The 12,999-nt window shown below is 59.4% G+C and carries 12 protein-coding genes; 2 read left to right on the forward strand and 10 right to left on the reverse strand.

Annotated features, from left to right (window positions below):
* Window positions 1-61: 61 nt before the first annotated feature.
* From CGA22_RS07595 to CGA22_RS07640, 10 genes are all read right to left on the reverse strand, one after another.
* Window positions 62-2,023 (reverse strand): DUF4105 domain-containing protein, encoded by a 1,962-nt coding sequence (locus tag CGA22_RS07595; protein ID WP_188258529.1) that lies wholly within the window; start codon window positions 2,021-2,023, stop codon window positions 62-64.
* Window positions 2,020-2,340 carry a DUF2388 domain-containing protein gene (locus CGA22_RS07600; RefSeq protein WP_003187020.1) on the reverse strand — a complete coding sequence of 107 codons (321 nt, stop codon included), beginning with the start codon at window positions 2,338-2,340 and terminating at the stop codon, window positions 2,020-2,022. The genes CGA22_RS07595 and CGA22_RS07600 overlap by 4 nt, the downstream gene beginning before the upstream one ends.
* A gap of 26 nt (window positions 2,341-2,366) precedes the next feature.
* A complete protein-coding gene (locus CGA22_RS07605) occupies window positions 2,367-2,675 on the reverse strand; it encodes a DUF2388 domain-containing protein (protein WP_041021843.1) in 309 nt (102 codons plus the stop codon).
* Window positions 2,676-2,781: 106 nt separating this feature from the next.
* Window positions 2,782-3,099, reverse strand: coding sequence for a DUF2388 domain-containing protein (locus CGA22_RS07610; protein ID WP_041021844.1), 318 nt, complete (start codon window positions 3,097-3,099; stop codon window positions 2,782-2,784).
* 322 nt (window positions 3,100-3,421) lie between these two features.
* Window positions 3,422-3,637 carry a DUF1127 domain-containing protein gene (locus tag CGA22_RS07615; RefSeq protein WP_024778486.1) on the reverse strand — a complete coding sequence of 72 codons (216 nt, stop codon included), beginning with the start codon at window positions 3,635-3,637 and terminating at the stop codon, window positions 3,422-3,424.
* A gap of 326 nt (window positions 3,638-3,963) precedes the next feature.
* Window positions 3,964-5,457, reverse strand: coding sequence for an acetyl-CoA hydrolase/transferase family protein (locus tag CGA22_RS07620; protein ID WP_041021845.1), 1,494 nt, complete (start codon window positions 5,455-5,457; stop codon window positions 3,964-3,966).
* A gap of 198 nt (window positions 5,458-5,655) precedes the next feature.
* Entirely contained in the window at window positions 5,656-7,092 is a 1,437-nt protein-coding gene (locus CGA22_RS07625; RefSeq protein ID WP_041021846.1) for an NAD(P)(+) transhydrogenase (Re/Si-specific) subunit beta, read from the reverse strand.
* Complete coding sequence (locus CGA22_RS07630; RefSeq protein WP_003187010.1) at window positions 7,092-7,415, reverse strand: NAD(P) transhydrogenase subunit alpha; 324 nt, start codon at window positions 7,413-7,415, stop codon at window positions 7,092-7,094. Before CGA22_RS07630 ends, CGA22_RS07625 begins: the two co-directional genes overlap by 1 nt.
* Window positions 7,416-7,430: 15 nt before the next feature.
* A complete protein-coding gene (locus CGA22_RS07635; RefSeq protein WP_041021847.1) occupies window positions 7,431-8,552 on the reverse strand; it encodes a Re/Si-specific NAD(P)(+) transhydrogenase subunit alpha in 1,122 nt (373 codons plus the stop codon).
* Between the two features lie 432 nt (window positions 8,553-8,984).
* Window positions 8,985-9,884: a LysR family transcriptional regulator gene (locus CGA22_RS07640; protein WP_041021848.1), complete on the reverse strand. Its 900-nt coding sequence runs from the start codon at window positions 9,882-9,884 to the stop codon at window positions 8,985-8,987.
* Between the two features lie 158 nt (window positions 9,885-10,042).
* On the opposite strand from CGA22_RS07640, the gene CGA22_RS07645 reads away from it, so the two are divergent.
* Window positions 10,043-11,224 (forward strand): acyl-CoA dehydrogenase, encoded by a 1,182-nt coding sequence (locus tag CGA22_RS07645; RefSeq protein WP_014335919.1) that lies wholly within the window; start codon window positions 10,043-10,045, stop codon window positions 11,222-11,224.
* 13 nt (window positions 11,225-11,237) lie between these two features.
* Window positions 11,238-12,458, forward strand: a complete 1,221-nt coding sequence (locus CGA22_RS07650; RefSeq protein ID WP_041021849.1) for a CaiB/BaiF CoA transferase family protein — start codon at window positions 11,238-11,240, stop codon at window positions 12,456-12,458.
* Window positions 12,459-12,999: the final 541 nt, after the last annotated feature.

The raw sequence follows: 12,999 nt of genomic DNA on the forward strand, positions 1-12,999 counted from the left end.
CATTGCTGCAAAAAAAAGGGTTCAGAACCAGGTTCTGAACCCTTTTTTTATGCCCGGGCCACTAGGGCAACTCCAACCCACCGCTCGCCTTGTGCAGCTTGCGCAGATGTTCACCAAGCTCCTTGACGTTGGCCTCGCTCGCGGCGATTTCGGCGGCGCGGCTTGGTTCCAGCAGAGCCCGGACTTCCTTGTCCAGATCGCCCGTCAGTGTTTGAAGCTGTTTCTGGCGCAGGCTGCTTTCCGATTCCAATCGCTGCCACTCGCTGGGCTGTGGCAGCCCGTAGCCGCTGCTGCCCAGCAACTCGGCGGGGCGGCTCAGGAAGCCGCTGTTGGCGAGGATCTGTTGCAGCGTCGCGTTGGCCCTTTCCATGCCGCCGTTCTGCAGTTCACGGGCACCGAGGTAGCGTTGTTTGACTTCATCCTGGGCCAGTAGCAATTGCCGGCGATAACTGGCCTGTTCCAGCAACAACAACGCCGCGCTGGTGCGCAGATCAGCCTGTTCAAACCAGACGCGGCGCTCGGCGGCGTCCAGGGCCAGCCAGTCTTCCACCGACTGTTGTTTGATCGGCAGATACTTCTTCAGCACATTGAACATCGCCTGATACCGATCGCGAAAGGAGTCGAAGCGGTAGCCCAGGCGCAGGGCTTCCTTGGGGTCGTCCAACACGCTGGTGTCCGCCAGGCCCCGCCCCTTGAGCACTTCCAGCAAACCGTTGGGCATGATGCTGTCCAGGCCCTTGAGTTGCTCGTTATTGCTGCCGCTGCGCAGCAGCTTCAGGCTCTCTACCGCGCAGTTATTGGACAGGAAGTAATAGCTGCCGTCGTAGCTCCAGTGCATTTCGGCGGCGTGTTCAACCGTCTCCTCGATCTCGGTCCGTGACAGGTTCAGCGGCACGGAGGCCAGGCTGCGCAGTTCGGTCTTGGTGTATTCATCGATCACCTGAGCCAGTGGCAACACGAACAGCCGCGACGGGTATTTGCCCACCAGGCCATCCCAACTGGACAACTGCACATCACCGACGAAGGCGCGGTACGAGAGCACCAGGTGTTGATCCAGGTCCAGCCGGCAATCCGGCCCACGTGGGCGGCCGGGGGCGCAGATCACCAACCGCAGCATGCTGTGGCCCCAGCGGCTGACCCAGTTCTGGTTGGCTTCGGCCAACAGGTAGTCGATGGCATAGACCCGTTCTGGATCGACCTTGCCCAGGGGTGTTCTGGCGAAGTCGTTGCCGGCATTGAGGAAGGCGAACGACTTGGCGCAGGTGTCCTTGGCGGGCGGGGCCCAACCAAAGTGCTCTTGGTAATAGCGGTACAGCGCAGGTCGTCGGCAGGCGTAGCTCGGGTCGAGGAGAAAGTACTCCATGTTGACCGCGACGAACTCCTTGGGGCTGCTGGTCTCGTAGAGGTCCGGGCTGCGGGCGACCTGGCGGTTGTGCTGCTCCCGTTCACCGCGACGGCCGACGTACTGCGGCCAGCCAGCGAGGTCCAGCAGGCGAGGGTCATCACTGAGGGTGAAGCGGCGGTCGTTCTGGCCCCGGCACTCATCCGGAAGGCCGATCAGCCCGGCGCTGTTGTGGCGTCGCGTGCAGCGCTGGATCAACGCACGCTCGGCATCCGGCCATAAACGCGCACGGTCATAGATGTGAGTCAGTTCATGCAGGACGGTGGCGAGCATTTCCCGGCGCACGGTGCCGTGGGGGCGGTGAGTCTTTTGCGTAGCGGCGCTGCCGTCCGTGAGGCTGTCGAGCAGGTTGCTATTGAGGTCGAGCTGCGACACCAGCGAGGCTTGGCCATACGCGTTGGTCGGCATCTGGTCGGTCCAGCCGACATCGATACGACGGTCCAATTGCTCGATGAAGCGTGGCGGCAAGGCCGCCATGGCTTCATCGAGCAGCGCCTGGCTGGCCTGCTGCTGGGCGGGGCTCAGGCCTTCGCCGTTGAGATGCAGTCGCAGGCCGGCCTGGGCGGTACCGCCCATGAGCAGCAGGGCCCCGGCCGCCAGCCAGGCGGCGAGCCGCCTCACAGTGCGAGGATGGCTTCGGCGAGGACCTGGTCACTGGCATCGCGGGCTTCCGGCACGCGGGTACGCAAGGTGTCGAAGGCGGCCTCGAGGTGAGCACCACGGATTTCACCGTTGCTGGCGACGAAGCTGGCTGCATCGTCATGGGCTTCGCGGACGATCTTCGAATCACGGATGGAAGTGGTGGTATCGGAGGTGAAATCGATCGTGCGCTGCGAGGCGCGAACGATGATGTTACTGGTGGCTACCAGGGTATGGGCCTGGGCCACATCGGCCAATACCAGCAGGCCTAGGGCGGCAGCAATCAGCGGGCTACGCATGGAACGACTCCGGAAAGTAGGGATAACTATTGGACGAGAATTGCCTGTGCCAGTTCAAGGTCGCCGACATGAAGTTTTGGCTGGGTCTGGCGTAGATAAGCCAAGGCCGACTCCAATCGGGCGCCTCGCAACTGTCCATCACTGGCAACGAATGCCGCTGCGTCGTCGCGAGCGGCGGCGATCAGTTTATGGTCGAAGGGCGCAGAGGTCACCATGCTCGTGGCATAGCCGCTGACCACCACCTGTTGGGTGGATACATCGAAGGCATGAGCCGAAACGGACCAGCAGGAAGCGACCAGGAACAAAACAACAGACAGATCTGAGGTAAAACGCATGGCACTCGACGGTTGATGGCGAACCTGAAGGCTAGCGCAAACCGCCGGGCCAGAGCCAGCGCTGAAACATCGGGATACCTTCGGCCGCCCGATGTTTCATGTTGGATCAGATCACCAGGATCGCCTGGGCCAACTGGGTATCGGTAGCATTCAATTGCGGTGCCTGCTGGCGGATGAAATCCAGGGCACTTTCCAGTTTCACACCACGGATAGCGCCTTCGCTGGCCACGAAGCTGGCGGCATCGTCACGGGCCGCCTGGACGATTTTATTGTCTCGCAGTGACGAGGTCGCATCGGAGGTTGCATCGGACGTGGCCTTGAGCGCCCCGACGATGGAGTCGGTGGTGACGATGAAGCTGCTGGCATTGGCATGGGCGGCTACGGCCAGCAGGGCTGCAGCGCTGAGCAGACGAAGACGGATCATGATGAGACTCCTTGAGTGATGAATGCCGATTTTGTAGCGGGAAGAGGAGACGCCTGTTCGACTCGCTTCGCCACGTTCGCCTGGATAGTAAGTCAGATCGCGGCGCAGGACAGCTCTGATATAGAGCGCCCACTCTCGAAGTGCCCAAAGCAAAACTGTACCTGTTTAAATTAATCTCTATAAAACTGTACTTGTTCGTGGCTGGGCGCTGATTTCAGGGCCCTGAAACAACAAGACCCGTCGCGGTTTCCCACGACGGGTCTTGTTTTATTCAATTCGGTGCTGGCGGTGGACCCGGTGGGTCAGGGCCAGCGACGCTGAATTAGCGCCAGAACGGCTTGCTCAGCTCTTCGTAGCGTTGTGCTTCGCTGATACCGGCGTCTGCCAGCAGGCGAGCATCCAGACGAGCCAGTTGATGGCGGCTGGCGATGCGGCGCTGCCACAACATCAGGTTAGCGATAACGCGAAGAGGCAGGGAAGCCTGGTTTTTTGCAGCGTTGTCTTCGAAAAACAGCTCGGAACTGAGTGTACGTTCCATGGTTGACATCCTTCCGCTTATGGCGGGATTAGGTAGTGGTTTAACTTTAACTGGTGCCCATGATCCTCTCGTTTGGCCAGACTCTGTAGATACAGTTCACTAGTATTGTGCGCGACCAGTTAACTGTTAAAGGGTGGTGTACTGGTCCATATTGAGGCAACTGTACCTGTCTGCACTATGGTGGTGCGTTTTTGAGCGAGTCAGGGTGTTGGAGGATAAAAATGGCTAGAAAAACACCGGTACAGCAGTACAGTTTTTGTCGGTAATCGCTATGGGCCGTTGACCGACGAAAACTGTATGTGTGCTGCAGCGCCGATCAAGCTGTATCAAACAGCGATCATGCGCCCGGTTTCTTCCAGGTTCAGGTGCCAGCTCAGTGCGTCGCGCAGGATGTGAGGCGTATGCCCACCCAAGGCACACGCCGCTTCGAAATACTCATTCAAGGCCTGGCGATAGGTCGGATGCACGCAATGGTCGATGATCACCCGCGCCCGTTCCCGCGGTGCCAGGCCTCGCAGGTCGGCCAAGCCGATCTCGGTGACCAGGATGTCGACATCATGCTCGGTGTGGTCCACGTGGCTGACCATGGGCACGACGCTGGAGATAGCGCCTGCCTTGGCGATCGACTTGGTCACGAAAATCGCCAGGTGCGCGTTGCGGGCGAAGTCTCCCGAGCCGCCGATGCCGTTCATCATCCGCGTGCCGCAGACATGGGTAGAGTTGACGTTGCCATACAGGTCGAACTCCAGGGCGGTATTGATGCCGATGATGCCCAGGCGGCGGACGATTTCAGGGTGGTTGGAGATCTCCTGTGGTCGCAGGACCAGTTTGTCCTTGTACATCTCCAGGTTGGCGGACACATCGGCATTGCGCCGGCTCGACAGCGTAATGGAGCTGCCTGAGGCGAAGCTCAGTTTGCCGGCGTCGATCAGGTCGAACGTGGAGTCCTGCAGGACTTCGGAGTACATGGTCAGCTCTTCGAAGGGCGAATCGATCAACCCGCACATCACGGCGTTGGCAATGTTGCCGATACCGGCCTGCAGCGGGCCGAGCTTGTTGGTCATACGCCCGGCCGCGACTTCGCGCTTGAAGAAATCGATCAAGTGATCGGCAATGGCCTGGGTGTCGCTGTCCGGTGGTGTGACGGTCGACGGCGAGTCGCCCTGGTTGGTGATGACAATGGCGGCGATTTTCTCCGGTGGGATCGGGATGGCAGTACTGCCGATACGGTCGTCGACCTTCATCAAGGGAATCGGTGTGCGAGTTGGGCGATAGGTTGGGATATAGATGTCGTGCAACCCTTCCAAGTCCGGGTTGTGGGCCAGGTTGATTTCAACGATCACTTGCCGGGCGAAGATGGCGAAACTGGCGGAGTTACCCACCGATGTGGTCGGGACGATGTGGCCTTGCTCAGTGATGGCGACGGCTTCGATCACGGCAATATCGGGCAGCTTGAGCTGGGCGTTGCGCAACTGCTCGACGGTTTCCGAAAGATGCTGGTCGATGAACATCACCTCGCCTGCGTTGATCGCCTTGCGCAGGGTGCTGTCGACCTGAAACGGCATGCGCCGCGCCAGTACACCGGCTTGAGTGAGCTCCTTGTCGAGGTCGTTACCCAGGCTTGCGCCGGTCATCAGGCTGATTTTCAGCGGGCTGACCTTGGCGCGCTCGGCCAGGGCGTGGGGGACCGCTTTCGCTTCACCGGCGCGGGTGAAGCCGCTCATGCCGACGGTCATGCCGTCCTCGATCAACAAGGCTGCGTCGGCAGCGCTCATCACTTTGTTCAATAACGAAGGCAGGCGAATGCGGTCATGGTACATGGAGTGTTTTCTCGGGCTGGGAGCATGGATGCGCAGTCTAGTGAATTCGCGCCGTACCCGACCCGCGACAAAAGTCGCATTTAAGGCGTCTATTACGGGGGTTTCAGGCAAAACATCATTACCGGATCGGTAACATCTGGCCTTGATACAAATCAAAACGCCCCGACATGTCGGGGCGTTTTAGTGAAGCAGAGAACGTTATTCCACCGCTTTGACCATGTCCTCGATGACTTTCTTGGCGTCACCGAACACCATCATGGTCTTGTCCAGATAGAACAGCTCGTTGTCCAGGCCGGCATAGCCGCTGGCCATCGAGCGTTTGTTGACGATGATGGTCTTGGCCTTGAAGGCTTCGAGGATCGGCATGCCGGCAATCGGCGATTTCGGATCGTTCTTCGCCGCCGGGTTGACCACGTCGTTGGCGCCGAGCACCAGGACTACGTCGGCCTGGCCGAACTCGGAGTTGATGTCCTCCATCTCGAACACCTGGTCGTAAGGCACTTCAGCCTCGGCCAGCAACACGTTCATGTGTCCGGGCATGCGACCGGCCACCGGGTGGATCGCGTATTTCACGGTCACACCATGGTGAGTCAGCTTCTCGGTCAGCTCTTTCAGCGCGTGTTGTGCCCGCGCTACTGCAAGGCCATAGCCCGGCACGATGATCACGGTGTCGGCGTTGGTCAGCAGGAACGTTGCGTCATCCGCGGAGCCCGACTTCACCGGACGCGCTTCCTTCGAACCAGCCGGGCCTGCCGCATCGGCGCTGTTGCCGAAGCCGCCCAGCAGCACGTTGAAGAACGAACGGTTCATGGCCTTGCACATGATGTACGAGAGGATCGCACCGCTGGAGCCCACCAGGGAGCCGGCGATGATCAGCATCGAGTTGTTCAGCGAGAAACCGATACCGGCCGCCGCCCAGCCCGAATAGCTGTTGAGCATCGACACCACCACCGGCATGTCCGCACCGCCGATGGGGATGATGATCAGCACGCCCAGCACGAAGGCCAGGGCCAGCATCAGGGCGAACGCGCCGAGGTTGCCCGTCACCATGAACATCACGCCCAGTCCGAGGGTAGCCAGGCCCAGGATCAGGTTGAGCTTGTGCTGGCCGCCGAACTGCACCGGCGCGCCTTGGAACAGGCGGAACTTGTACTTGCCGGACAGTTTGCCGAAGGCGATCACCGAACCGGAGAAGGTGATTGCGCCGATGGCCGCGCCGAGGAACAGTTCCAGGCGGTTACCGGCCGGAATCGAGTCGCCCAGTTGCTTGACGATGCCCAGGGATTGCGGCTCGACGACAGCCGCGATGGCAATGAATACCGCCGCCAGGCCGATCATGCTGTGCATGAACGCCACCAGCTCCGGCATCTTGGTCATCTCGACGCGCTTGGCCATGATCGAGCCGGTGGTGCCACCGATCAGCAGGCCGACGATGACATAACCGATGCCCGCGGTTGCAAGCTCTGCCCCCAGCTTATAGATGAGGCCCACGGTCGTGGCGATCGCCAGCGCCATGCCGAGCATGCCGAACAGGTTGCCACGGCGAGAGGTGGTGGGGTGCGACAGGCCCTTGAGGGCCTGGATGAAACAGATCGACGCGATCAGGTACAGCGTCGTTACCAGGTTCATGCTCATTACTTGGGCGCCTCTTCTTTTACGGCTTTCGGGGCTTTTTTCTTGAACATCTCAAGCATGCGGCGCGTCACCAGGAAACCACCGAACACGTTGACCGCGGCCAGGGCCACGGCCAGGGTGCCCATGGTCTTGCCCAGCGGGGTCACGGTCAGCGCGGCGGCGAGCATCGCGCCGACGATCACGATCGCCGAAATGGCGTTGGTCACGGCCATCAAGGGGGTGTGCAGTGCAGGCGTTACGTTCCAGACCACGTGGTAACCGACATAAATCGCCAGCACGAAGATGATCAGGTTGTAGATACCGGGGGAGATAAGCTCTTCCATTGTCTGAATCCCTGCTTAGGCGTTTTTGCGGATGACTTGGCCGTCGCGGCACATCAGGCACGCGGCGACGATGTCGTCTTCCAGGTTCACGTCGAACTGACCTTCCTTGGTGAAGACCAGCTTCAGGAAGTCCAGCAGGTTACGGGCGTACAGTGCCGAAGCATCGGCTGCGACTTCGCCGGCCAGGTTGGTTGGGCCGACGATGGTCACGCCGTTCTCGACAACGACCTGATCGGCCACGGTCAGCGGGCAGTTGCCACCCTGGGCTGCCGCGAGGTCAATGACCACCGAGCCGGGTTTCATCTGTGCCACGGTTTCGGCGCTCAGCAAGGTCGGTGCCTTGCGGCCGGGGATCAGCGCGGTGGTGATGACGATGTCTGCTTGCTTGGCGCGTTCGTGCACCGCCTGGGCCTGGCGCTGCATCCAGCTTGCGGGCATGGGGCGAGCGTAGCCGCCGACACCGACGGCGCATTCGCGCTCTTCGTCGGTTTCATAAGGCACGTCGACGAACTTGGCGCCGAGGGATTCGATCTGTTCCTTCACCGCCGGACGCACGTCCGAAGCCTCGATCACCGCGCCCAGGCGTTTAGCCGTGGCAATCGCCTGCAACCCGGCCACACCCGCGCCGAGGATCAGCACGCGCGCCGCTTTCACGGTGCCCGCCGCCGTCATCAGCATCGGCATGAAGCGAGGGTAGTAGTGCGCGGCCAGCAGCACGGCCTTGTAGCCGGCGATGTTGGCTTGGGACGACAGCACATCCAGGCTCTGGGCGCGGGAGGTACGTGGCGCTGCCTCGAGGGCGAACGCGGTAATGCCGCATTCAGCCAGCTTGGCGATGGTTTCGTTGTTGAACGGATTGAGCATGCCCACCAGAACGGTGCCGCTCTTGATCAGCGCCAGTTCGCTGTCGCTGGGAGCAACCACCTTGAGGATCAGTTCGGCCCCGAACGCTTCGCTGGCGCTACCAATGGTCGCGCCTGCGGCTTCATAGGCACTGTCGATAACGCTGGCCTTGAGACCCGCGCCGCTTTGGACAGTGACTTTATGACCTTGGCCGATCAGCTTCTTGATGGTTTCCGGGGTAGCAGCAACCCGTGTTTCACCCGTCTGGGTTTCGAGAGGAACACCAATGTGCACGTCAAATCTCCTGCGTGATCTTATTGAGTAAACCCATGCACTTCGGATGGTGCGGCTGGGGCGGCGGATCAGCACGATCCCGCCGAATCAGGCGGGGCGCGGCATTTTGCAGGCGAAAATACAGCCCTTCAAGGGATTATGACGGGTGACGAAAAATTAACTACAAGTCACCCTGTGACCGAATGTCGCAATACCCGGTCCGTACCCCTTGTAGGCCGTGCCTTTCAAGGATTCAGGCCCAAATTGATAAATTTTCCCATCGGCCAGATGAATGAGCCGTAATGAGTCGGGCGATATGGCTCAAAGCCACGTATTTGAACGCTTCTGAGACTACTGTACCGATTTGTGAACAGATTGACTGATTGCGACAAAAACTTATATCTGTAGCGCTTTTTATTAGCTTACTACCAGAATAGGTTATGAGCGATTTCCTTATGAATCAGGTACATAGCCTTTAGCCTGGCCTACTAACCAATCGCGAAAAGCGCGCAGAGATGCGGATTCGACCTTTCGTTCCGGAATCATCAGGTAATAGGCCTTGATGCTCGATAGCGCATTGCTGTTGGCAATCACCAAGCGTTTTTCTGCCAGTTCCCGCTGAATCAGGAAGGGCGGAATCAAGGCTATTCCCATGTCGTGCATGGCGGCTTGGGCAAGCATGGAGAATAGTTCATAACGCGGGCCTGTCAGGTCGCGCGCAACGTTGAGGTCCTGCGCGTTGAACCACTGACGCCAGGCATAGGGGCGGGTGGTCTGCTGGAGCAGGGGCAGCTCGGCAATGGCTTGCGGTGTCAGATTGTTGCGGTCGCCCAGCAGCGCGGGGCTGCAGACTGGCATGGGGTTTTCGCCCATGAGCTTGTGGGATTCGGTACCGGACCAGTCGGCATCGCCAAAATAGATAGCGGCGTCGAAGTCCGTATCCGCAAACAGAAAGGGGCGTGTGCGGTTGGTCAGGTTGACGGTGACTTCCGGATGTTGCTGCTGGAAATCCTTCAGGCGTGGTAATAGCCATTGGGTCCCAAACGTGGGAACCACGGCCAGCTCGATCACGTTCGCGCCGGTGTGGCCCATCACCGAAAGCGTATCGCGCTCGACGGCATCCAACTGGGTGGCGACACGGCGGCTATAGGACAGGCCGGCTTCGGTCAGTTTGACGCCACGCCGCGAGCGTCGGAACAACTCCACGCTGAGAAAGTCCTCCAGGCTGGCGATCTGTCGGCAGATTGCACCCTGGGTGAGAGACAGCTCCTGCGCGGCCTTGGTGAAGCTCTCATGACGCGCGGCGGCTTCGAAGCTGACCAGTGCGGCGGTGCTGGGGATCTTTCTACGCATGTACGGAGACCTCACTGATCGGTAGCGTAAACAGGGCTTTTGGCGTTTACGGAGTGAGAAATTAGCACAAGCTCATGCGTAATCGTCGTTTGCCCTTGTAGGAAAGCGCGCCTAGGATCAATCCACGATTTTTAATTTTGATTGGCGAGGATTTTTTCATGGCCGGTAAAGCGAGCTTCAACTGGATCGATCCATTGTTGCTGGACCAGCAACTCACCGAAGAAGAACGCATGATCCGCGACACTGCCGAGCAGTTCGCCCAGCAAAAGCTGGCGCCACGGGTGCTGGAAGCGTTCCGTCATGAAAAAACCGATCCGGCGATCTTCCGTGAGATGGGGGAAGTGGGATTACTGGGCGCCACCATTCCCGAGCAGTACGGCGGCAGTGGTTTGAACTATGTCAGTTATGGCCTGATCGCTCGTGAAGTGGAGCGGGTCGATTCCGGTTACCGCTCGATGATGAGTGTGCAGTCTTCGCTGGTCATGGTGCCTATCAACGAGTTTGGCACCGAGGCCCAGAAGCAGAAATACCTGCCGAAGCTGGCCTCCGGTGAGTGGATCGGTTGCTTCGGTCTGACCGAGCCGAACCATGGCTCCGATCCAGGCGCGATGATTACTCGTGCGCGCAAAGTCGAAGGCGGCTATAGCCTGACGGGCAGCAAGATGTGGATTACCAACAGTCCGATTGCCGATGTGTTTGTCGTCTGGGGCAAGGACGACGCCGGCGATATCCGTGGTTTTGTCCTGGAGAAAGGCTGGAAGGGCCTGAGCGCGCCGGCCATCCATGGCAAGGTCGGGCTGCGGGCTTCCATTACCGGCGAGATCGTCATGGACAACGTGTTTGTTCCAGAAGAAAACATCTTCCCGGATGTGCGTGGCCTGAAAGGTCCGTTTACCTGCCTGAACTCGGCACGCTACGGCATTTCCTGGGGCGCCTTGGGTGCCGCCGAATTCTGCTGGCATACCGCTCGTCAATACACATTGGATCGCCAGCAGTTTGGTCGTCCCCTGGCGGCCAATCAGTTGATCCAGAAGAAACTGGCCGATATGCAGACTGAAATCACCCTCGCCCTGCAAGGATGCCTGCGTCTGGGGCGTATGAAAGATGAGGGCACGGCGGCGGTGGAAATCACGTCGATCATGAAGCGCAACTCCTGCGGCAAATCCCTGGATATCGCTCGTATGGCGCGGGACATGCTGGGTGGCAATGGCATTTCCGATGAGTTCGGCATTGCCCGTCACCTGGTGAACCTGGAAGTGGTGAACACTTATGAGGGGACCCATGATGTTCATGCGCTGATCCTCGGTCGCGCGCAAACCGGTATCCAGGCGTTCTATTAATAGGAGGACGGCCATGGGCGCGCTTTCGCACCTGCGGGTACTGGATTTATCGAGAGTCCTGGCCGGGCCATGGGCCGGTCAGATCCTGGCGGACCTGGGAGCGGAGGTCATCAAGGTCGAGCGTCCGGGCAATGGCGACGACACACGTGCCTGGGGGCCGCCCTTCCTGAAGGACGGCCGTGGCGAAAATACGACCGAGGCGGCTTATTACCTCTCGGCCAATCGCAACAAGCAATCGGTCACCATCGACTTCACCCGGCCCGAGGGGCAGAACCTGGTGCGAGAGTTGGCGGCCAAGTCCGACATCCTGATCGAGAACTTCAAGGTCGGTGGGCTTGCGGCATATGGCCTGGACTACGACTCGCTGAAGGCGATCAATCCGCGGTTGATCTATTGCTCGATCACCGGGTTTGGCCAAACCGGTCCTTATGCAAAGCGCGCCGGTTATGACTTCATGATTCAGGGGCTGGGGGGCTTGATGAGTCTCACCGGTCGGCCTGAAGGCGATGAGGGGGCCGGGCCGGTGAAGGTCGGGGTGGCGCTGACGGATATCCTCACGGGGCTCTACTCGACTGCGGCAATCCTGGCGGCGCTGGCTCACCGCGACCAGGCGGGCGACGGTCAGCATATCGACATGGCGCTGCTGGACGTTCAAGTGGCTTGCCTGGCCAACCAGGCGATGAACTACCTGACGACAGGCAATGCGCCGAAACGATTGGGCAACGCTCACCCCAATATCGTGCCTTATCAGGATTTTCCTACGGCTGACGGTGACTTCATCCTCACCGTGGGTAATGACGGCCAGTTCCGCAAGTTTGCTGAAGTCGCCGGTCAACCGCAGTGGGCGGATGATCCTCGTTTCGTGACGAACAAGCAGCGGGTGGCGAACCGAGCGGTACTGATCCCATTGATTCGTCAGGCGACGGTGTTCAGGACCACTGCCGAATGGGTTGCTCGGTTGGAGCAGGCCGGCGTGCCGTGCGGGCCAATCAATGATCTGGAGCAGGTGTTTGCCGATCCACAGGTACGGGCTCGCGGGTTGGCGATGGAGCTGCCCCATGCTTTGGCCGGTAAGGTGCCGCAGGTAGCCAGCCCGATTCGCTTGTCCAAGACGCCCGTGGAATACCATCGCGCGCCGCCTTTGTTGGGGGAGCACACACTAGAGGTGCTGCAGCGTGTGCTGGGGTTGGATGAAGCGGCTGTGGCTGCGTTTAGGAAGGCGGGGGTCATTTGAAGTTTCTTCTATATAGAAGAAGCTTTTTGAAGGTGCAGACGCTGTTTGTCGGGTGTCTTCCAACTTATTGATAGAAAAGCGAAATTAAGGGTTGACGGCAGATTCTGAGTCTCTATAATTCGCCCCACTTCCGGCGCAGTCGAAACGGAAAACTCCTTGAGTTTCAATGAGTTAGACGTTTAAAGGCAGCGCAGGGACTTCAGTTCATCGAAGTCCGGAAGGAGTCAGTAGGGCGCGTTATTCGGCCCGGTTGACGGTTCGATCTTCTCGGTCGAAAGCGGTGAAAAAGAGGTATTGACAGCAGCGACTAACGCTGTAGAATTCGCCTCCCGCTAACGAGAGATCGAAAGCGCAAGTGGTTGAAGTTGAAAAGGAAACTTTGAAAACTTCCAAAATAACCGCTTGACAGATACACAAGGCGCTGTAGAATGCGCGCCTCGGTTGAGACGAAAGTCTCAACCCACCGCTCTTTAACAACTGAATCAAGCAATTCGTGTGGGTGCTTGTGGAGTCAGACTGCTAGTCAACAGATTATCAGCAT

Origin of the sequence: Pseudomonas sp. PSB18 (assembly GCF_014596565.1) — a bacterium.
Lineage (GTDB): Bacteria > Pseudomonadota > Gammaproteobacteria > Pseudomonadales > Pseudomonadaceae > Aquipseudomonas.

What these genes read in the sequence shown, in the direction of transcription:
- CGA22_RS07615 (WP_024778486.1), bottom strand. Translation starts at nt 3,637, where the DNA reads ATGGAACGTACACTCAGTTCCGAGCTGTTTTTCGAAGACAACGCTGCA.
- CGA22_RS07645 (WP_014335919.1), top strand. Translation starts at nt 10,043, where the DNA reads ATGGCCGGTAAAGCGAGCTTCAACTGGATCGATCCATTGTTGCTGGAC.
- CGA22_RS07605 (WP_041021843.1), bottom strand. Translation starts at nt 2,675, where the DNA reads ATGCGTTTTACCTCAGATCTGTCTGTTGTTTTGTTCCTGGTCGCTTCC.
- CGA22_RS07600 (WP_003187020.1), bottom strand. Translation starts at nt 2,340, where the DNA reads ATGCGTAGCCCGCTGATTGCTGCCGCCCTAGGCCTGCTGGTATTGGCC.
- CGA22_RS07650 (WP_041021849.1), top strand. Translation starts at nt 11,238, where the DNA reads ATGGGCGCGCTTTCGCACCTGCGGGTACTGGATTTATCGAGAGTCCTG.
- CGA22_RS07630 (WP_003187010.1), bottom strand. Translation starts at nt 7,415, where the DNA reads ATGGAAGAGCTTATCTCCCCCGGTATCTACAACCTGATCATCTTCGTG.
- CGA22_RS07625 (WP_041021846.1), bottom strand. Translation starts at nt 7,092, where the DNA reads ATGAGCATGAACCTGGTAACGACGCTGTACCTGATCGCGTCGATCTGT.
- CGA22_RS07620 (WP_041021845.1), bottom strand. Translation starts at nt 5,457, where the DNA reads ATGTACCATGACCGCATTCGCCTGCCTTCGTTATTGAACAAAGTGATG.
- CGA22_RS07640 (WP_041021848.1), bottom strand. Translation starts at nt 9,884, where the DNA reads ATGCGTAGAAAGATCCCCAGCACCGCCGCACTGGTCAGCTTCGAAGCC.
- CGA22_RS07610 (WP_041021844.1), bottom strand. Translation starts at nt 3,099, where the DNA reads ATGATCCGTCTTCGTCTGCTCAGCGCTGCAGCCCTGCTGGCCGTAGCC.